The sequence below is a fragment of the Paraburkholderia sp. SOS3 genome (assembly GCF_001922345.1).
Taxonomy (GTDB): Bacteria; Pseudomonadota; Gammaproteobacteria; order Burkholderiales; family Burkholderiaceae; genus Paraburkholderia.
On the sequence record NZ_CP018812.1, the window covers coordinates 1,823,876 to 1,843,005 of the forward strand.

At 64.7% G+C, this 19,130-nt stretch carries 18 protein-coding genes; 15 read left to right on the forward strand and 3 right to left on the reverse strand.

The window, feature by feature from the left end; translation table 11 throughout:
• Positions 1–114: 114 nt before the first annotated feature.
• The 3 genes from lhpH to zwf all read left to right on the forward strand — a co-directional run bounded on the left by lhpH (position 115) and on the right by zwf (position 4,012).
• Entirely contained in the window at positions 115–1,122 is a 1,008-nt protein-coding gene (gene lhpH / locus BTO02_RS28185; RefSeq protein ID WP_075160376.1) for a trans-3-hydroxy-L-proline dehydratase, read from the forward strand.
• A gap of 110 nt (positions 1,123–1,232) precedes the next feature.
• Positions 1,233–2,195: a bifunctional Delta(1)-pyrroline-2-carboxylate/Delta(1)-piperideine-2-carboxylate reductase gene (lhpI, locus tag BTO02_RS28190; RefSeq protein WP_075160377.1), complete on the forward strand. Its 963-nt coding sequence runs from the start codon at positions 1,233–1,235 to the stop codon at positions 2,193–2,195.
• Positions 2,196–2,527: 332 nt separating this feature from the next.
• Positions 2,528–4,012 (forward strand): glucose-6-phosphate dehydrogenase, encoded by a 1,485-nt coding sequence (gene zwf / locus BTO02_RS28195; protein ID WP_075160378.1) that lies wholly within the window; start codon positions 2,528–2,530, stop codon positions 4,010–4,012.
• A 162-nt stretch (positions 4,013–4,174) separates the two neighbouring features.
• Here the strand turns inward: zwf and BTO02_RS28200 are convergent, their stop codons facing one another.
• Positions 4,175–5,134, reverse strand: a complete 960-nt coding sequence (locus BTO02_RS28200; protein WP_075160379.1) for a LysR family transcriptional regulator — start codon at positions 5,132–5,134, stop codon at positions 4,175–4,177.
• A gap of 677 nt (positions 5,135–5,811) precedes the next feature.
• Here BTO02_RS28200 and BTO02_RS28210 point away from each other — a divergent pair.
• From BTO02_RS28210 to BTO02_RS28220, 3 genes are all read left to right on the forward strand, one after another.
• The gene (locus BTO02_RS28210; RefSeq protein WP_075161460.1) at positions 5,812–6,729 is read left to right on the forward strand and encodes an AraC family transcriptional regulator; all 918 of its coding nucleotides are present in this window, start codon (positions 5,812–5,814) and stop codon (positions 6,727–6,729) included.
• A 140-nt stretch (positions 6,730–6,869) separates the two neighbouring features.
• Entirely contained in the window at positions 6,870–7,196 is a 327-nt protein-coding gene (locus tag BTO02_RS28215) for a hypothetical protein (protein ID WP_075160381.1), read from the forward strand.
• A 158-nt stretch (positions 7,197–7,354) separates the two neighbouring features.
• Positions 7,355–7,657: a putative quinol monooxygenase gene (locus tag BTO02_RS28220; RefSeq protein ID WP_075160382.1), complete on the forward strand. Its 303-nt coding sequence runs from the start codon at positions 7,355–7,357 to the stop codon at positions 7,655–7,657.
• Positions 7,658–7,663: 6 nt separating this feature from the next.
• Here BTO02_RS28220 and BTO02_RS28225 read toward each other — a convergent pair whose 3' ends face one another.
• Entirely contained in the window at positions 7,664–9,097 is a 1,434-nt protein-coding gene (locus tag BTO02_RS28225; RefSeq protein WP_198039273.1) for a sensor domain-containing diguanylate cyclase, read from the reverse strand.
• 235 nt (positions 9,098–9,332) lie between these two features.
• Here BTO02_RS28225 and BTO02_RS28230 point away from each other — a divergent pair, with 235 nt between their 5' ends.
• Positions 9,333–9,722: an MAPEG family protein gene (locus BTO02_RS28230; RefSeq protein ID WP_075160384.1), complete on the forward strand. Its 390-nt coding sequence runs from the start codon at positions 9,333–9,335 to the stop codon at positions 9,720–9,722.
• Between the two features lie 62 nt (positions 9,723–9,784).
• Positions 9,785–10,456, forward strand: a complete 672-nt coding sequence (locus BTO02_RS28235; RefSeq protein ID WP_075160385.1) for an alpha/beta hydrolase — start codon at positions 9,785–9,787, stop codon at positions 10,454–10,456.
• An 88-nt stretch (positions 10,457–10,544) separates the two neighbouring features.
• Here BTO02_RS28235 and BTO02_RS28240 read toward each other — a convergent pair whose 3' ends face one another.
• Positions 10,545–11,594 carry a helix-turn-helix domain-containing protein gene (locus BTO02_RS28240; RefSeq protein WP_075160386.1) on the reverse strand — a complete coding sequence of 350 codons (1,050 nt, stop codon included), beginning with the start codon at positions 11,592–11,594 and terminating at the stop codon, positions 10,545–10,547.
• Between the two features lie 205 nt (positions 11,595–11,799).
• Between BTO02_RS28240 and BTO02_RS28245 the strand changes: the two genes are divergently transcribed.
• The 7 genes from BTO02_RS28245 to BTO02_RS28275 all read left to right on the forward strand — a co-directional run bounded on the left by BTO02_RS28245 (position 11,800) and on the right by BTO02_RS28275 (position 19,122).
• On the forward strand, positions 11,800–12,081 hold the full coding sequence (locus BTO02_RS28245; protein ID WP_075160387.1) for a hypothetical protein: 282 nt from the start codon (positions 11,800–11,802) through the stop codon (positions 12,079–12,081).
• Between the two features lie 9 nt (positions 12,082–12,090).
• Positions 12,091–13,497, forward strand: coding sequence for a GH1 family beta-glucosidase (locus BTO02_RS28250; protein ID WP_075160388.1), 1,407 nt, complete (start codon positions 12,091–12,093; stop codon positions 13,495–13,497).
• 102 nt (positions 13,498–13,599) lie between these two features.
• Positions 13,600–14,880, forward strand: coding sequence for an ABC transporter substrate-binding protein (locus tag BTO02_RS28255; RefSeq protein WP_075160389.1), 1,281 nt, complete (start codon positions 13,600–13,602; stop codon positions 14,878–14,880).
• Positions 14,881–15,091: 211 nt separating this feature from the next.
• Entirely contained in the window at positions 15,092–15,925 is an 834-nt protein-coding gene (locus tag BTO02_RS28260) for a carbohydrate ABC transporter permease (RefSeq protein WP_232243689.1), read from the forward strand.
• A gap of 3 nt (positions 15,926–15,928) precedes the next feature.
• The gene (locus tag BTO02_RS28265) at positions 15,929–16,891 is read left to right on the forward strand and encodes a carbohydrate ABC transporter permease (protein WP_083615417.1); all 963 of its coding nucleotides are present in this window, start codon (positions 15,929–15,931) and stop codon (positions 16,889–16,891) included.
• Between the two features lie 48 nt (positions 16,892–16,939).
• Positions 16,940–18,067, forward strand: a complete 1,128-nt coding sequence (locus BTO02_RS28270; protein ID WP_075160390.1) for an ABC transporter ATP-binding protein — start codon at positions 16,940–16,942, stop codon at positions 18,065–18,067.
• 26 nt (positions 18,068–18,093) lie between these two features.
• Entirely contained in the window at positions 18,094–19,122 is a 1,029-nt protein-coding gene (locus BTO02_RS28275; RefSeq protein WP_075160391.1) for a LacI family DNA-binding transcriptional regulator, read from the forward strand.
• Positions 19,123–19,130 lie beyond the last annotated feature (8 nt).

Genomic DNA, 19,130 nt, shown 5'->3' on the forward strand with positions numbered 1-19,130 from the left:
AAGCTGGTCTACATTCAGCGCCAGTATAGAACAGTCTGAGTCGGAGACAACAATGGTCTGCATAAAGGATCATTCGTCGGCATTGCCACAAGCAATGCAGGGAGCCGGGAAGCCATGAAATTGAACCGCGTGATCAGCACGGTCGAAGTCCATACCGCGGGTGAGCCGTTTCGCATCGTCACCAGTGGTCTGCCGAAAATTCCGGGTAAAACCATCGTCGAACGGCGTGCCTGGCTCAAGGAGCACGCGGACCATCTGCGCCGCGCGCTGATCTTCGAGCCGCGAGGTCACGCCGATATGTACGGCGGGTATCTGACCGATGCGGTCAGCGAGGGCGCCGACTTTGGCATCGTCTTCGTTCACAACGAGGGATATAGCGATCACTGCGGGCATGGCGTGATCGCGCTGGCCACCGCCGCCGTATCGCTTGGCTGGGTCGAGCGGACCGAACCCGAGACGCGCGTCGGCATCGATGCGCCGTGCGGATTTATCGAAGCGTTCGTCAAATGGGACGGCACGCATGCGGGCAGCGTGCGCTTCGTCAACGTGCCGTCGTTTATCTGGGAGCGCGACGTAACCGTGCATACGCCGAGCTTCGGCGAGGTGCGCGGCGATATCGCGTTCGGCGGGGCGTTCTATTTCTATACGTCGGGTGCGCCGTTCGAACTCGCGGTGCGCGAGTCGCAGATCGACCGGCTGATCCGCTTCGGCGCCGAAGTGAAGCGCGCGGCCAACGACGCGTTCGAGGTCCGGCATCCGCATATTCCCGAAATCAACCACGTGTACGGCACGATCATCGATAACGCGCCGCGCCATGCGGGCTCGACGCAGGCGAACTGCTGCGTGTTCGCGGACCGCGAGGTCGACCGGTCGCCGACGGGCTCGGGCACCGCGGGCCGCGTCGCGCAGCTTTATCTGCGCGGACAGCTGAAGGACGGCGAAACGCTCGTCAACGAATCGGTGATCGGCACGATTTTTCGCGGCCGCGTATTGAGCGAGACCAAGCTCGATCGTTTCGATGCGGTGATTCCCGAGATCGAAGGCGATGCCTATATTTGCGGATTCGCGAACTGGCTTGTCGATGAGCGCGATCCGTTGTCGTATGGGTTTCTCGTGCGCTGACGCGGCGCCCGGTTTGCGCTGCACGCACGCAACACGGGAAGGCGCCGCGCGCAGGCGCAGCCCGACCCGGTCGTACCTCGACCGATCGCATTGACGGAGGCTTCATCGATATGTCGCACAGCCTGTCCACACCGCTTTTCGATGCCGCCGAGACCGCGCGGCTCACACCGTATGCGGCGCTGGTCGACGCGCTGGCCGGTGCCGTCGTCGATTACACGGAGAAGCGCATCGCGAGCCCCGAGCGGCTTGTCGTGCCGCTCAACGACGATGGCGTGCTGCTGTCGATGCCGGCCACTGCGCCGGACCTCGCGATCCACAAGCTCGTGAACGTCTGTCCGCGCAACCGCGAGCGCGGGCTGCCGACGATCCACGGCCAGGTGATGGCGATCGACCCCGACACCGGCGAGACGCTGTTCATCCTCGATGGTCCGACGGTAACGGGCCGCCGCACCGCCGCGATGACGATGCTCGGCGTGCGCGTGCTGAGCCGTGCTGCGCCGCGCGATGTGCTGCTGATCGGCACCGGCACGCAGGCGGCCAATCACGTCGAGGCGTTGAGCGAACTGTATCCCGAGGCGCTCGTGCGCGTGCGCGGCAGCACGCCGGCGCGCTCGCATGCGTTCTGCGGCGAACAGGCGGCGAGGTTGCAGACGCAGGCGAGGGCGCAGGCACGCGCGTGCCGCTTGCAGCCGCTCGACGAAACGACGGTGCCCGCTTCGGTCGATCTCGTCATCACGCTGACGACGAGCCGCACGGCCGTCTATGACGAAGCGCCGCGCGCGGAACGGCTCGTGATCGGCGTCGGCGCATTCAAGCCCGATATGGCGGAACTCGGCGCACGGACGCTGCATGGCAGCGCGCTGTTTGTCGACGACCCGGCCGGTGCACGGCATGAGGCGGGGGATTTGATTCAGGCGAACGTGGACTGGGCGACAGTCGCGGGGATCGCCGCCGCGCTGAGCGGCTCGGTGCGTGACGGTGACGGTGCGCCGCGGGTCTTCAAAACGGTCGGCTGCGCGGCGTGGGATCTCGCCGCGGGGCGCGTCGCCCGGGGCGTGCTGGACGCCGGTTAGCGGGACTCGCCGCGCGAGTCGCACGACCGTTCACTATCCAGGCCCGGCCGCGCGCAACGTGCAAACAATGCGAAAACGTTGCAACATAGGCGTCTCGCGAAAAATGCTGCGACCGGAGTCGGAGCTTCGATCTGGCTCCCACCGGCGACCAAGGGCGACCAAGGGCGACCAAGGGCGACCAAGGCCGGCCAAGGGCGACTACCGTACCGGCCGCCACCGGCGACCACCGGCCCGGTCCGCCGCACCCGCATGACGTCACGCCGGGCTCGACCGCCGCGTTTTTTGCCGATCCAGTTCCTCGACCGCTGCTTCTTATTTGGTGCGACCGCGCTATGACCACTTCCAACGCTTCCGCTACGCCGGATCTCCCGCTCGACATGATCATCTTCGGCGGCGCCGGCGATCTGTCCGCCCGCAAGCTGCTGCCCGCGCTCTTCATGGCGCATTCGCACGGCAATCTGCCCGCCGACACGCGCATTCTCGCGATCGGCCGCCGCGACTGGACGCGCGAACAGTATGTGAACTTCATGGAAGAGCACTCGAAGCCGTTTATCGAACGCAAGGCGCTCGATGCGGCCGCGTGGGACAAATTCCTTGCGCTGTTCGACTATGTGCGCATCGACGTCGACAAGGCCGACGACTATGCGCGTCTTGCCGAGTCGTCGCGACCGAACGCGCGGCGCATCTTCTATCTCGCGACGTCGCCGGAACTGTTCACGACGATCTGCGACAACCTGTCCGCGCATGCGCTGATCGACGTCCATTCGCGCGTCGTGCTCGAAAAGCCGCTTGGCCATAACCTCGAATCGGCGCAGGCGATCAACAACTCGGTCGGCAAGCACTTCGAAGAAACGCAGATCTACCGGATCGACCACTATCTCGGCAAGGAGACCGTGCAGAACCTGATGGTGCTGCGCTTCGGCAATGCGATCTTCGGGCCGCTGTGGCAGGCGCCGTATATCCGCAGCGTGCAGATCACGGTGGCGGAGACGGTCGGCGTCGGCAGCCGGGCCGGCTTCTACGATCAGACCGGCGCGATGCGCGACATGGTGCAGAACCACTTGCTGCAGCTGCTGTGCATCGTCGCGATGGAACCGCCCGTGTCGCTCGATCCCGATGCCGTGCGCGACGAGAAGCTCAAGGTGCTGCGCTCGCTGCGCCCGATGACGGCCGAGGATATTGCGCGCGACACCGTGCGGGGTCAGTACACGGCGGGCGCGGTCGGCGGCGAACCAGTGAAGGGTTATCTCGAAGAAGACAACGTGCCGCAGGGCAGCCGCGCCGAAACCTTCGTCGCATTGCGCGCGCACATCAACAACTGGCGCTGGGCGCATGTGCCGTTCTTCCTGCGCACCGGCAAGCGGATGGCGAAGAAGCTGTCGGAGATCGTCATCGAATTCGCGGATCTGCCGTTCTCGATCATGCCGAACAGCCCGTGCGGTCCGCGCAGCTGCGGCAACCGGCTCGTCATCCAGCTGCAGCCGGCCGAGTCGATCCAGTTGCAGATGCTCGCGAAGGAGCCGGGCAGCGGCATGCGCACGTTGCCGGTCAACCTGAATCTCGATCTCGAGCAGGCGTTCACGGGCCGCCGCGCGGAAGCGTACGAGCGCCTGCTGATCGACGTCGTGCGCGGACGCCTCACGCACTTCATGCGCCGCGACGAACTCGAAGCCGCATGGGCATGGGCCGATCCGATCATCGAAGGCTGGAAGCAGGCCGGCGACCGGCCGCGGCCTTACACGGCGGGCACGTTCGGGCCGGGCGCATCGACTGCGCTGGTGACGCGGGAGAATATGGTCTGGTCGGAAGAGTCTTGACTCGCCTGCCTCGATCGCTTCAAACCTGCTTCAAAGCCGTTTCAAACTCGCTTCAAACTCGCTTCAAACGAATCGATGGACTCGCGGGGCAGTGTCGCTTGATAAACGCGGTCGCCCCGCGAGATCGTCCAGTCGATGCAGCGGGTTTTCAGCCGGCCTCCCTCACGCCGTATGCAATCCCCCGCGCATCAATTCGCGCACGCGCGACATGTCGGCTTCCACATGTCCCGTGCGCTCGAACAGATCCGCGAGCCAGTCGACGAACGCGCGCACGCGCGGCGACACGCGCCGGCCCTTCACGTACGCGATCGAGACGGCGGTCGGCACCGGTTTCCACTCCGGCAGCACCTCGCGCAACAAGCCTGCGTCGAGCCACTGCTGCGCCGCGATCCGCGCCGGCTGGATCAGTCCGAGGCCTTGCAGGCCGCAGGTCAAACAGGCCTGCTCGTCGTTGACGTTGACGAAACCGTCGACCCTCACCGCAAGCGGGCTGCCGTCCACTTCGAAATCGAAGCTGGCCGAACGCTCGCTTTGACGCGCCGTGCAGTTCACCGCGACGTGCCGCGCGAGATCGTCGAGCGTCGCCGGCACGCCGCATCGTTCGAGATACGCCGGGCTCGCGCAAGTCACATGCTCGAGCGTGCCGAGGCGCCGTGCCGCGAGGCCGGAGTCGGGCAGCTCGCCCAGCTGGATGCTGCAATCGACGGCCTCGCCGACCAGATCCACCGTGCGGTGGCTTACGCCGATCGACAGTTCGATGTTCGGAAAGCGAGCGTGGAAATCGTCGAGCGCAGGCAGCACGAGCGCGGTCGCGACCGCACCCGGCATTTCGACGCGCAGACGGCCGCTCGGATTCGCGTCCGTCTGCCGCAGGCTCGCTTCCATTTCGTCGATGTCCGCGAGAATCTGCGCGCAGCGCTCGTAATACGCCGCGCCTTCCGGCGTGAGACTCAGGCGCCGCGTCGTGCGGACCAGCAACGCGGTGCCGAGCAAGGCTTCGAGGTTCTGCATGATCGTCGTCGCCGTCGCGCGCGGCATGTTCAACGATTCCGCGGCGCGCGTGAAGCTGTTCGTATCGACGATCCTGATAAAAGTGCGCATAGCCTGAATACGGTCAATCACAGTGACTTCTCCAAGGAGAGCTACCTGAAAAAACATGCAGCAACGACGAGCGGCCGGCGCACCTGTCGAAAGGCACGCCGGCACTGCAGGGGCGAAACTCGGTCATGCCGCTGGACTGCGCGCGGCGCTTATTGGGCGGTTAATGGGCAGTTGATCGGCGCGACGCCGAAAACGCGGTACTGCCGCCCGTCGTGGTCATGTAGGTTCCTGCAAGAGAGGCCTTGCGGCCGCCGCCTTTAAACAGGCGGCAGGCTCGCTTCGTTCCGGTCGGCGCGTTTCCGGCATCGGCATCGGAGCAGGCGTAGCTGAGGTACGCAATCGGCACGGCGAACACTATGTGACGTGGATCGAAGCGCGAATCGAAGGTCTCTCGTCAGGGTTCCTATACTACGGAGCGCAAGCATCCCGGGGAATACCTGAACGTCTTGAATATTTGCCTATTTCTCGCGCCGCCTCACTGAAAAGCCCATTTAGTGCTAGATTTCAAGCCTTATTCTGTTGCGCGCGAGAATTGTGTGTGCGGCCGGACGCAGTCCGTCCACACCGTTTCGACGCAACGCCGTTTCATCTCAGGTATGGCAATGACCTTCGCTCCCGATCTCTCCGTTATCCCCGCTTCGCCCGTTGCGCCGGACGTGCGTCCCAGGCCGCGTCCGGTCAGCCGCGCGCAGCGGCATATGGTCGAGTTGTTCGACCGCCTCGCGCCGACCGACGGCTTTACGTATTCGTGCGTCAATGGCGTGAAGCTGATGCGCGCCAGCCGGCCGATGCCGCGCCACCCGGTCATGTACGAGCCGAGCATCGTGATCGTCTGCCAGGGGCGCAAGCGCGGCTTTCTCGGCGGCCAGTCGTATGTGTACGACGCACAGCAGTACCTCGTGCTGTCGGTGCCGCTGCCGTTCGAATGCGAGACCGAGGCGAGCGAAGAGGAGCCGTTCCTCGGGATTGCGATCGATGTCGATCTGGCGATGGTTGCCGAACTGCTGATGCTGCTCGAAGAGAGCCGTACCGACACGCACGAGGCGCCGCGCAGCATCTACTCGACGCCGCTCGACCCGGCGCTGTGCGATGCGGTCGAACGTCTGCTCGAAGCGCTCGCTGCGCCGCTCGACGCGCGCGTGCTTGCGCCATCGATCGTGCGCGAGATCTGCTATCGCGTGCTGACCGGCGTGCAGGGCCATGCCATTCGCGCGGCACTTACGCATCAACAGCACTTCGGGCGCATTGCGAAGGCGCTACGGCGCATTCATAGCGATTACGACCGCGCGCTCGATGTCGACACGCTCGCGCGAGAAGCGGGTATGAGTCTCGCGGTATTCCATGCGCAGTTCAAGATCGTGACGTCGACCTCGCCGATGCAGTACGTGAAGACGACGCGCCTGCATCAGGCACGTCTGCTGATGGTCCAGGACGGCGTCAACGCGAGCGTGGCGGCCGCGCGCGTCGGTTACGAGAGCGCGTCGCAGTTCAGCCGCGAATTCAAGCGCTTCTTCGGCCTTACGCCGACCGACGAAGTGCGGCGCATGCGCGGTGCGCTCGAAGCGCCACCGGCAAGCATCGCGCCGCCGCCGCGGCACCTGGTCGAGGCGCGCTGAATATCCACGCGCCGCCGTTGTTGCGCAGCGGCGCACCGTGGTAATCGCTATACCAGCATGAGCGCTTGACTGGTTAAAGCCGCGCGGCTTTCATACGATGGTCTTTCGCAGTCCCCATTCGCACAGAGGGAGAAAGACCCATGAAACGCTTTCATATCGCCCTGGCCGTCGCCAGTCTCGAAGCATCGATCGAAGATTACAGCCGCCGTCTCGGGCAAACGCCCGCGGCGGTCGTGCCAGGCCGCTACGCCATGTGGCGCACCGATCTGCTCAATTTTTCGATCAACGAGAATCCGCCGCGCGCGGGCCAACTGCGTCATGTCGGCTTCGAAGACGATGGCGCCGAGGGGTTCACGAGCACCGTCGACGTGAACGGTATCGAATGGGAGCAGTTCTCCGCGCGTGAGCAGGATCGCCGCATCGTCGCGATGTATGGCGTGCCGGTGCGCTCCGAAGGCGGCGCGTAAGAAAAGGTGAGGCGAACACGGCGCGGAAAACACGGCGCGGAAAACACGGCGCGGAAAACCGGCGAAATGTGCGTCATTGCCCGCTTCGCTGAAGCGCCGCGCGATGCGCGACTATACTGATTCGACCCATGCGATGTACTCAACGACAGGAGATGCAAATGGTCAAACTCGCGCTTTACGTCCGTCTCGAAGCCAAGCCCGGCAAGGAAAACGATGTCGAGCAGTTTCTGCGCGGCGGCTTGCCGCTTGTCGAAGCCGAACCGGAAACGATCGCATGGTTCGGCGTGCGGCTAGGCCCGTCGACATTCGCGATTTTCGACGCATTCAACGATGAAGCGGGCCGCAACGCGCATCTGTCAGGCAAGGTCGCGGCCGCGCTAATGGAAAAAGCGGGCGACCTGCTCGCCGAGCCGCCGAAAATCGAAAAGATCGACGTGCTCGCGGCGAAGCTGCCGCACTGAAACGGCCTACGGTTTGGTTGCCTCGCGCGCCTGCGCTTCGTCGGTTGCATAAAGCGCGCGTTTGTCCTCGTACATCAGCAGATCCGCGCGCTGCACGCCTGCTTCGAGCCGTTCGCCGCGCTGCACGGTGGCCGCGCCCATCGAAAAGCTCAGTGGCGTGCCCGGATAGAACTGATTGTTGAGTTCGACCAGTTGCCGGATCGTCTCGATCATCGCCGCGCCGCCGCGCTCGTCGGTGCCGGGCAGCAGCACCGCGAACTCGTCGCCGCCGATGCGCGCGGCGACGAACGGCACTTCCATCGCCTTCGCGAGCACTTCGCCCGCGCGACGCAGCAGCGCGTCGCCGGCCGCGTGCCCGAGCTGGTCGTTCACGCGCTTCAAGCCATTGAGGTCCGCCATGATGACGGTAACCGGATACGGGCCTTTACGCTCTAGCCGATTCAGCTCGTCGACGTAGAACGAGCGGTTGCGCAGTTTCGTCAGTACGTCGTGCTTGCCGAGGTACTCGAGGTACGCTTCGGCCTTCTTGCGCGCGGTGATGTCGGTCAGCGCGACGAGTACGAGATCCCAGTTCTGTTCGTGGCCCGGCAGCACCGAGAATTGCAGGTGCACGTGCACTTCGCTCGCATCGAGCGAATAGTTGAGCACTTCGCGCTGCTGGAACAGCTTGCCGTCCCACAGGTCGATCAGCTGCTCGCGGAAATGCGGGCGCATATCGTCGCGGAACACATCGGCGAGGCGCGCGAGCAGCGTGTGTTTGTCAGGTGCGGCAAACATTTCGAGCGTGTGCTGGTTGACGTCGAGCACATGAATTTCCTGCATGCAGCGCTCGACGAATTCCGGGTGCACATCGGTAAACGTGCGGAAATCGACGATGCCCTGCGCGCGCGCATCGTCGAGCAGGCGCTTGACGGCGCTGAAATCTTCGACCCATAGCGACACCGGCGAATGCTCGAATAGCCCGCGCGCGTATTGCTCGGCGTGCGCGATGCGGGAACGCGTGCGTTCGAGTTCGGTCACGTCTTCGACCGACACGAGCACGCGGTCCCATAGCAACGCGTGGCCGGGCAGCACCTGGCCCTTGAGCAGCACGTCGAGACGCCGGCCGCCGAGCGTGTAGTTGACGGTCTGGCTCGTGAAATGCGTCTGGCCGGACCACAGTTGGCACAGTTCTTCGAGATGCGTCTTCAGCATGTCGTCGCGGAACACGGCCGAAAGGTTGCCGGTCAGCTCGCCGAAATCGGTCGCGTCGAATAGCGCCAGCGTCTTGCGGTTGACCTTGATCACGCGGATGTGCCCCGCGCACTCGGCCACCCGCGGCGGATTGGCCTTCAGGAACGTGCGCAGATCGGTCACGCCTTGCGCGCGCCAGTCGTCGAACAGCGCGCGCACGCCGCTGAAGTCTTCGAGCCACAGCGAGACCGGGGCGAGCTCGAACATATCGGCGTCGTCGCTGGGCGTGGCGTCGCCGTGCGGGAGCGGATCGATCGGGGAGGGGACTGGCGGGAAAGTGGGCATGGCAGCTTTGAATTCGTCGAAGCCGCTATTTTAAGATGCGTCGGGGCGCGTCAGAAAGCAGGGTAAGTTTGAGTATCTGCACACCGCAATAATCAACTGACCGCGACACCCGTTCGCCATAACCGGTGTTTTCGCCGGAAGCCAGGGAAAACGAAAAATGACCATCGAACTGACGCTGCTCGCTTGGACGCTCCTGCTCGCACTGATCCAGGTACTATTGCCCGCGCTGTTGCGTAACCGCGAGACCGGCATTGCGTACAACAGCGGCGCACGCGACCAGCCGGGCGCGCCGGTCGGCAAGATCACCGGGCGGCTCATGCGCGCGCAGAGCAATCTGTTCGAGACGCTGCCCGTGTTTGCCGCGGCCGTGCTGATCGCGCACGTCGCGGGCCGCGACGATGCGCATACCGCGCTCGGCGCGTGGCTCTATCTGAGCGCGCGAGTCGTGTATGTGCCGCTCTACGCGGCCGGCGTGCCGTATGTGCGCTCGCTCGTATGGGTGGTGTCGCTAGCGGGTATCCTGCTGGTTCTCGGCCGGCTGATCTGACGCCGGCCTTTCTCCACGAGCGCCGCCATTGCCACCCGTGTCACGAAAGGAGCCTTGAACACATGAACGATCCGACGTCGACGATCGAAATCGAAACCGCGCCGAACCCCGAATTCGCCGTGATCCTGATGCATGGCCTCGGCGCCGACGCGAACGATTTCGTGCCGCTGATCCCCGAACTGCGCCTCGCCGGCGCACCTGCGGTGCGCTTCGTGTTTCCGAATGCACCAGAGATTCCGGTGACAGCGAACAACGGCTATGTGATGCGCGCGTGGTACGACATCCTGTCGCTTCAGGGCATCAACCGGCAGGTCGACGAGGCGGGCATCGACGCGTCGTGTGCGACCGTGCGGCAGCTGATCGCCGAACAGAACGCGCGCGGCATCGCGACATCGAAGGTGTTTCTCGCGGGTTTCTCGCAGGGCGGGGCAATGACGTACTCGGCCGGCCTGACGCATCCGGACGCGCTCGCCGGCCTGATCGTGCTGTCGGGCTACATGCCGTCGCAGCCGTATGTCGAAAGCCGTGCGAGCGAAGCGAACCGCCGCACGCCCGTGTTCGCCGCGCACGGCACGCAGGACGACGTGCTGCCGGTCACGCTCGGCGAAACGGCGCGCGACTATGCGCGCGCGCACGGCAACGAAGTTCAATGGCATGCGTATCCGATGCCGCATTCGGTCTGCGCGGAAGAGATCGTGGCGCTGCGCGCGTGGCTCGTGGCGCGATTGAAGTAAAAAGCAAACAGGCAATAGAACGAGCGGGCGGCAACGCAAGAGCGCGGCACGCGCGAGGCGCCGCGCGCCGCCGCGAGCACCGCTTCGCTCACGCCGACCGGGCGGCTCCAGTCAAACGCACGGCCTGCGCGGCTTCCGACGCGTCGTCGTCGGAAGCGCAAACGACATCGCCATCGAGCTCGCCGGCGCCGTTCGCGGCCGTGGTTTTTCTGTTTGCCGCGTAAGCACGCGGCGTCATGCCGTAGCGTTCCTTGAACGCACGGCTGAAGTGCGCGGCGCTTGCGAAGCCGCACCGATACGCGATTTCCTGGATCGCGCCCTGCGGCGCACCGGCCAGCATCCGCGTCGCGTGTTCGAGACGCAGCGTCCACGCGTAGCGCATCGGCGACAGCCCGTTTGCTTTCAGCGCGCGCGTGAGACAGCTCGCCGAGATATTGAGCTCCTCGGCGATGCGCACGACGCTCAGATCCGGATCGCCGATGCGGCGCGCGATCACCTGCTTCGCGCGCAGCATCGTTGCGGCACTCGCACGGCGCGACGCACGCGAATCGCGTTCGGTGACGAGCACGTCCATCAGATCGAGGCACTGGTCGCCGAGCCGCTCGAGCAGCGGCTCGCTGGCCTTGCCGGCCTGCGCGGTCAGATTCAGCACGAACTCGCGAACGGCGCCGACGTCCGCCGACGCCGCATCGGGACGGCACACCGTCGGGAAGCGGTGGCGCAAGCCGCGCTCGCGCAAGGCCGCTTTCGGAAAACGCAGGACGGCGAGGCGCGTGCGCTCGCGAAAGGATTCGTTGAACATATGCAGCGGATCGACCACGGCGATGTCGCCGGGGCCGAACCTGACTGTCTGTCCACGCTGTTCGACCGACATCATCCCGCTTCTGACCACCTTCACGAACAGATGATCGCCGTTCCAGGACGCAGGACGCTGCATGACCGGCGAAACGGACTGCCACGCGATGTCGACGTTGATGATGTCGGTTTGCCCCGCGTGCACGAGATGGGCGACCGATGGGGCCGAGCAGGTCGCGTCGAGCCGGCAGTGCAAACCATGCGTCGTCGAGATCGCGTCGATCCATGCGCTGCGGCCCGATGGCGCACCGTCCCAGCTGTTTTCGATAAAACGGGTATCCACGGCCGTACATCTCCTTTCCTGTGGGGCGCGAAGCCTTGGATGAGTGCGAATGCGGCATTGCTGCGAGTCGGCCCGTGGATCGTCATGCCTCGCTCAGAGCGGCACTGAGGCGGTGCAACCAGGTCCGGTACGCGGCACCCCCGTATAAGCGATGAGAACAGCGCAGAAGCGAAGAATATTCCGTTCGCGCCGTGTGAGTCGACGAATGCTGATATACGCTGCGTACAGTCAAATCATTGAGCGTGCACAGTCAATATCGCGCGCCTTTCCGTACACGGCGAAGATCGGCACGCACCACACGGACTCGCCCGATGCGGCGCGCATGCAGGATCTCGCGCTTTTCATGCGCGCTGCGGCACGTTGCCTTCTCCTCCAGACAAACCCGGATTGCTGCCTCAAAAGCGCCGCTGATATCGTGCGCAACGAACGGATGGAAGCGCTTCCATTCCTGCTGGATCAACGATCCCTGCGGTTCAACCTTGCCTGAGGAGTGCCCGTGGCTCAAGACGCAGTTGAATCCCTCGATGTCGCCGGCGGCAGCAATCTGGGCGGCGATCCTTTCACGCCCGCTGCCGGTTCTGCGCTATGGCGCAAGCACTTCCTGATCGGCGCGGCGACGGCCTCGTATCAGATCGAAGGCGCCGTCAACGAAGACGGCCGCCTGCCGTCGATCTGGGACACGTTCTCGGCCACGCCCGGCAAGGTGCTGCACGGCGATACCGGCGAACACGCGTGCGACCACTACCACCGCTGGGAAAGCGACGTCGAACTGCTTGCGTCGCTGAACTTCGAAGCGTACCGGCTATCGATCGCCTGGCCGCGCGTGATGGACGAAGCGGGGCGGCCGAACCGCAAAGGGCTCGACTTCTACAAGCGTCTGCTCGGCAAGCTGAAGGACAAGGGCCTGCAGACTTTCGCGACGCTCTATCACTGGGACTTGCCGCAGCATCTCGAAGATCGCGGCGGCTGGCTGAACCGCGACATCGTCTATCGCTTTGCCGATTACGCGGATCTGATGAGCCGCGAACTCGCGGGCCATGTCGACGCCTGGATGACGCTCAACGAGCCGTGGTGCTCGGCGTTTCTCGGTTACGGCAACGGCCATCACGCGCCGGGCCGCGCGAACCTGCGCTATGCGGTTCAGGCGATGCACCATCTGCTGCTCGCGCACGGCGAGGCGCTTGCGGTTCTGCGCGAGAACGATCCCGCATCGAAGAAGGGCATCGTCGCGAACGTCGGGCGCGGCACGGCCAACACGCAGAGCGCGGCCGATACGCACGCCGCGCATCTGTTCGAAGTGCAGCACAACGCGTGGATTCTCGATCCGCTTCTGAAGGGCACCTATCCGGCCGATCTGTGGACGCTATGGCCCGGCGCGGAACCGCTCGTGCTCGACGGCGACATGCAGACCATCGGTGCACCGCTCGATTTCCTCGGCATCAACTATTACTTTCGCACCAACGTGGAAAGCGACGGCGCGAACGGCTATATCGAAGTGCCGCTCGCCGGCGTCGAGCGCACGCAGATGGGCTGGGAAGTCTATCCCGACGGCCTGCGCGATCTGCTGACCGGCTTTCACCGCAACTATCGCGCGTTGCCGCCGATCTACATCACCGAAAACGGCATGGCCTCCGACGACAAGGTCGACAACGGCCATGTCGACGACGCGCAGCGCATCGCGTTTCTGAAGCGCCACCTCGCGGCTGTCGACGAAGCGATTGCGCAAGGCGTCGACGTGCGCGGCTATTTCGTCTGGTCGCTGCTCGATAACTTCGAATGGGCGTACGGTTACGAGCGCCGCTTCGGCGTGGTCCATGTCGACTACCGGACCCAGCAGCGCACCGTCAAACGCAGCGCGCAACTGATCTCGAAGTTCCTGCAGGAACGCGCCGCGCGCGCCTGATCCTGCGTCTTTCGTCCTCGTTTTCATCGGGCTTGCCGGCGGCGCGCCGGCAAGCATGCAGCCGACTTCAAACAAGCAGGCGCAACGCCTCAAGGAGATGCGATGAAGAGCAGAAGACCCGCAGCGCGCACGAACATCGCCGTGGCAAGCGCTTGCGCGCTGGCCCTATGCGGCGCGTTCGCCCAGCTGGCCGCCCCGGTACCCGCACAGGCGGCCGAGCCGCTCAAGGCGAACGTGATTCACTGGTGGACGTCGGGCGGCGAATCGGCCGCGATCCGCCAGTTTGCCGAGGCGTACGACAAGGCCGGCGGCCAGTGGGTCGACAACGCGGTGGCCGGCGCCGATCAGGCGCGCGCGACCGCGATCAACCGCATCGTCGGCGGCGATCCGCCGACTGCCGCGCAATTCAATACGTCGAAGCAGTTTCACGACCTGATCGACCAGGGCTTGCTCAACAACGTCGATACGGTGGCCGCGAAAGAAAACTGGGCGGCCATTTTCCCGCCGTCCATTCTGAACAGCATCCGTGTGAACGGCCATTACTACGCCACGCCGGTCGATATTCACATGCAGGGCTGGTTCTTCTATTCGAAGCCGCTGTTCCAGAAAGCCGGCATCGCGAACGAACCGCAGAACTTCGACGAGTTCGTTGCCGATCTCGACAAGCTCAAGAAAACCGGCGCGATTGCGCTCGCGTTCGGCGGGCAGCCGTGGCAGGAAAAAATCACGTTCGACGCGATTTTCGCGGACGTCGGCGGGCAGGACCTGTATCTTAAGGTCTACCGCGATCGCGATGTCAACGCGGTGAAGTCCGATGCCTTCAAGAAGGTGCTCGCCTCATTCAAGAAGCTGCACGACTACGTCGACCCGGGTTCGCCGGGGCGCAACTGGAACGATGCGACCGCGCTCGTCATTTCGGGCAAGGCCGGCGTGCAGATCATGGGCGACTGGGCGAAGGGCGAGTTCTCGGCGGCGAAGCAGTCGGCGGGCAAGGACTTCGGCTGTTTCCCGGGCTTCGGACCGCATTCGCCGTATCTGGTGGCAGGCGACGTATTCGTGTTTCCGAAGACCGACAATCCGAATGCGATCAAGGCGCAGAATCTGCTTGCGACGGTGATGACGTCGCCCACGGCGCAGGTGGCGTTCAGCGAGCGCAAGGGTTCGATTCCGATTCGCCCGGACGTCGATACGAGCCAGCTCGATATGTGCGCGAAGGAGGGCATTGCGATCATGAAAGACAAGTCGCGGCAGTTGCCGAATCCGGAGATGCTGATTTCGCCCGATGTGCAGGGCGCGTTGACCGACGTCATCACGAACTTCTGGAACAGGAACCAGTCGGTCGACGATGCGCAGAAGGCCTTCGCCGGCGCGCTGAAGGGCTGAGCGAGCGATGGGCGCGCTGAAATCGCAGGCTCTCGCGGACGTGGCCGGCAAGCCGCGTCGTGGCGGCGCTCATGCGGGCGCGGGTTCAGGCTCAGGAACGGGCGCAGGAACCGGCGGCGAAACTGCCGCCGTGTATCGGCGCCGGCCCTTGCGGCCCAGGCGTCCGTTAAGCAGGCGCTGGCCGTTCGCTGCCTGGGTTGCGCTGTTGCCGATGCTGCTGACGGTGATATTCGCGTATCTGGGCACGATGCTCTGGACCGTGCGCGTGTCGTTCAGCAACTCGCGCACGTTTCCGTCGAACGACTTCGCCGGTTTCACGCAGTACGCGCGGCTCTTTCATAACGACCGCTGGCTCGTGTCGCTGCAGCATATCGTGCTGTACGGCGCGTGCTTTATCGTCGCGTGCATCGTGCTCGGCATGCTGCTCGCCATCTTCATCGATCAGCGCGTGAGTGCCGAAGGCGTGTTGCGCACGATCTTTCTCTATCCGTATGCGATGTCGTTCGTCGCGACCGGCCTCGTCTGGCAGTGGATCCTGAATCCCTCGCTCGGCGCGCAGGCCGTGCTCCGAAAAATCGGCTTCGCGCATGCGCATTTCGACTGGATCGTCGATCAGGACTGGGTCGTCTATACGGTCGTCATCGCCACGGTCTGGCAGGCGTCGGGGCTCGTCATGGCGCTGATGCTCGCGGGGCTGCGCGGCGTCGACGACGAGCTGTGGAAAGCCGCGCGCCTCGACGGCATTCCGCGCTGGCGCGTGTACGCGAGCATCGTGATTCCGATGCTCGGACCGTCGCTTTCGACGGCGTTCGTGCTGCTGTTCGTGATGGTCGTGAAGCTCTACGACGCGGTGGTCGCGATGACGCAAGGCGGCCCCGGCACCGCGAGCGAAGTGCCCGCGAAGTTCATCATGGATTACCTGTTCGGCCGCGCGAACATCGGGCTCGCGTCGGCGGCATCGGTGGTGATGCTGCTGACGGTGCTCGCGATCCTTGCGCCGTTTTTCTATGCAAGAAGCCGCGCCGCTGCGCGAAAGGACGTGTGACACATGAGCACGCTCGATCCTGCCGAAGGCGCCGCCGCCTCACCGCAACGGCGTGGCCCGGGCAAACACACCGTAGCCGCGGCGGCGCGCGCGCCGCGTCCGCGTGCGCGCCGCCCGCGATTTTCTGCGGCACGCCTTGGCATCTACGCGTTCCTGATCGTCTGCGCGCTGTTCTTCCTGCTGCCGCTCTACGTAATGCTCGTGACGTCGGTGAAACCGATGGACGAAATCCGTCTCGGCAATCTGCTCGCGTGGCCCGCGCATCTGACGCTGCGGCCGTGGGTCGACGCATGGCAGGCCGCGTGCACCGGCCTCGACTGCGACGGCATCCAGGTCGGTTTCTGGAACTCGGTGCGCATCGTCGTGCCGAGCACCGTGCTGTCGATCGCGGTCGGCGCCGTGAACGGCTACGCACTGTCGCTCTGGCGGCCGCGCGGCGCGGGCTGGCTGTTCGGCGTGCTGCTCGTCGGCGCGTTCATTCCGTATCAGGTGATGATCTATCCGATGGTGCGCGTGCTCGCGAGCGTGCACCTGTTCAGCTCGCTGCCCGGCATCGTGGCGATCCACACGATATTCGGCATGCCGGTCATGACGCTGCTGTTTCGCAACTACTACGCGGGCATACCGCTCGAGCTGTTCAAGGCCGCGCGCATCGACGGCGGCGGCTTCTGGCGCATCTTTTTGCAACTGATGGTGCCGATGTCGTTGCCGATCATCGTCGTCGCGATGATCCTGCAGGTGACCAATATATGGAACGACTACCTGCTCGGTCTCGTGTTCGCAGGCACGAAAAACCTGCCGATGACGGTGCAACTGAACAACATCATCAATACGACGACCGGCGAGCGTCTCTACAACGTGAACATGGCCGCGACGATCCTGACGTCGCTCGTGCCGCTCGCGGTCTACTTCGTTTCGGGGCGCTGGTTCGTGCGCGGCATCGCGTCCGGCGCGGTGAAAGGTTGAACGAAAGCCGTAACGGAACCGTAGCGGAATCGTAATGAAGGGGGGGAGATGGCGACGGTAGCGAATGGCGCGGGCCTCGCGAATGTGGCGGTGCGCGACCTCAAGGTGCAACTGGGCGCAAACACCGTCATCGACGCGCTCGATCTCGACGTGCGCGGCGGCGAGTTCGTCGTGCTGCTCGGCCCGTCAGGCTGCGGCAAGTCGACGCTGCTGCACAGCATCGCGGGGCTCATCGACGTGAGCGACGGCAGTATCGAGATCGGCGGCGAAGACATGACATGGGCGGACCCGAAGGACCGCCGCGTGGCGCTCGTGTTCCAGTCGTACGCGCTGTATCCGACGATGAGCGTCGAGCGCAATCTGTCGTTCGCGCTGCGCATCAACGGCACGCCGAAGGCCGAGATCGAGCGGCGCGTCGCACGCGCATCGGACATGCTGCAACTGGGGCCGCTGCTCAAGCGCAAGCCCGCGCAACTGTCGGGCGGGCAGCGGCAGCGCGTCGCAATCGGCCGCGCGATCGTGCGCGAGGCCGACGTGTTTCTGTTCGACGAACCGCTGTCGAACCTCGACGCGAAACTGCGCACCGAACTGCGCCGCGAGCTCAAGCAACTGCATCAGCGTCTGAATGCGACGATGATCTACGTGACGCACGATCAGGTCGAGGCGATGACGCTCGCCACGCGCATGGCCGTGATGAAAAACGGCGTGATCCAGCAGTTCGGCACGCCGGCCGAGGTGTACGCGCGGCCCGAGAACCTGTTTGTGGCGACGTTCCTCGGCTCGCCGGCGATGAATCTGCTCAATGGCACGCTCGTGGTGGAACACGACGGCGTGCGGTTCGCCGGCACACATTTCACGCTCGACGTGTCGCGCTATCCGTTTCGCGAAGCGCCTGCGGCGGGCCGGCCATGCGTGCTCGGCGTGCGGCCCGAAGACGTGCGCGTGCATATCGGCAACAGCGGCGCGGACATGACCGGGCATGCCGGCGAGCGGGCAAAAGTGTCGCTTGTAGAACCGATGGGCAACCACCGCGTTATTTGGCTCGATTATCATGGCGCGCAGATCGCGTCGATCGATCAACAGAAAACGCCGGTCGCGGTGGGCGAAACCACTGCGTTTACGGTCGACGGCGCGCATATCTCGCTGTTCGACGAGGCCGGCAGCATGCGCCTCTGACCAGCACACCGGCAGATGGAGGCACTGTGGCAACCCTGAAAGACGTGGCGCGGCGCGCCGGAGTCGGGCTTTCGACGGCTTCGCGCGCAATTTCCGGTAAAGGGCCGGTGTCGGCCGATGCGGCCGCGCGCGTGCACGCGGCCATCGCGGAGCTGAACTTCCGGCCGTCGTCGATCGGGCGGGCGATGGCGACACGCTCGCTCGGCATCATTGGCCTGTTCGTGCCGACCTTTTTCGGCTCGTACTACGGCACGATCCTCAAGGAAACCGACACGCAGCTGCGCGCCGTCCACCGTCACGTGGTGGTCGCGACAGGCTGCGGCGAGGCGTCGCCGCGCGATCAGGCCATGGAAGCGGTGCGCTTTCTGATCGGGCGCGATTGCGACGGCGTGGTCGTCATCAGCCACGATCTGCACGACGAAGACCTGCACGCGCTGCACCGCATGCATCCGCGCGTCGTGTTCCTGAACCGCGCATTCGATGCGCTGCCCGACGCGTCGTTCTGCGCCGATCACCGCCGCGGCGGCGAACTCGCGGCGTCGACCTTGCTTGCGCACGGCCACCGGCAGATCGCGGTGATTTCCGGGCCGTTCACGGCATCGGACAATATCGAGCGCCTCTCCGGTTTCTTCGACGAACTCGCGCGGCACGGCATTGCGCGCGAAACGGTGCCGTTGATCGAATCGGACTTTTCGCCCGAAGGCGGCTATGCGGCCGCGCAAGCGCTGCTCGATGCGAAGCGGCCTTTCACGGCGCTGTTCGTCGCGAACGACACGATGGCGATCAGCGCGCTCGCGAAATTCCAGCAGGCGGGCATCGTCGTGCCGCGCGACGTCTCCGTGATCGGCTACGACGACGACTATGCGGCTGCATACGCCGCGCCTGCGCTGACGTCGGTGCATATTCCGACCGCGGAGCTCACGCAGAACGCTGTCAGGTGGCTGATCAACCGTTGCTATCGCACGTCGTGGGAGATCGTCCGCGAATTTCCGGTAACGGTGACGATGCGCGAGTCGGTCGGGCCGGCGCCGCGCATCGCGTTCAACCACGCGTGACCACGCGA

What these genes read in the sequence shown, in the direction of transcription:
- lhpH (WP_075160376.1), top strand. Translation starts at nt 115, where the DNA reads ATGAAATTGAACCGCGTGATCAGCACGGTCGAAGTCCATACCGCGGGT.
- lhpI (WP_075160377.1), top strand. Translation starts at nt 1,233, where the DNA reads ATGTCGCACAGCCTGTCCACACCGCTTTTCGATGCCGCCGAGACCGCG.
- zwf (WP_075160378.1), top strand. Translation starts at nt 2,528, where the DNA reads ATGACCACTTCCAACGCTTCCGCTACGCCGGATCTCCCGCTCGACATG.
- BTO02_RS28210 (WP_075161460.1), top strand. Translation starts at nt 5,812, where the DNA reads ATGGTCGAGTTGTTCGACCGCCTCGCGCCGACCGACGGCTTTACGTAT.
- BTO02_RS28215 (WP_075160381.1), top strand. Translation starts at nt 6,870, where the DNA reads ATGAAACGCTTTCATATCGCCCTGGCCGTCGCCAGTCTCGAAGCATCG.
- BTO02_RS28220 (WP_075160382.1), top strand. Translation starts at nt 7,355, where the DNA reads ATGGTCAAACTCGCGCTTTACGTCCGTCTCGAAGCCAAGCCCGGCAAG.
- BTO02_RS28225 (WP_198039273.1), bottom strand. Translation starts at nt 9,097, where the DNA reads ATGTTCGAGCTCGCCCCGGTCTCGCTGTGGCTCGAAGACTTCAGCGGC.
- BTO02_RS28230 (WP_075160384.1), top strand. Translation starts at nt 9,333, where the DNA reads ATGACCATCGAACTGACGCTGCTCGCTTGGACGCTCCTGCTCGCACTG.
- BTO02_RS28235 (WP_075160385.1), top strand. Translation starts at nt 9,785, where the DNA reads ATGAACGATCCGACGTCGACGATCGAAATCGAAACCGCGCCGAACCCC.
- BTO02_RS28245 (WP_075160387.1), top strand. Translation starts at nt 11,800, where the DNA reads ATGCTGATATACGCTGCGTACAGTCAAATCATTGAGCGTGCACAGTCA.
- BTO02_RS28255 (WP_075160389.1), top strand. Translation starts at nt 13,600, where the DNA reads ATGAAGAGCAGAAGACCCGCAGCGCGCACGAACATCGCCGTGGCAAGC.
- BTO02_RS28260 (WP_232243689.1), top strand. Translation starts at nt 15,092, where the DNA reads ATGCTGCTGACGGTGATATTCGCGTATCTGGGCACGATGCTCTGGACC.
- BTO02_RS28265 (WP_083615417.1), top strand. Translation starts at nt 15,929, where the DNA reads ATGAGCACGCTCGATCCTGCCGAAGGCGCCGCCGCCTCACCGCAACGG.
- BTO02_RS28270 (WP_075160390.1), top strand. Translation starts at nt 16,940, where the DNA reads ATGGCGACGGTAGCGAATGGCGCGGGCCTCGCGAATGTGGCGGTGCGC.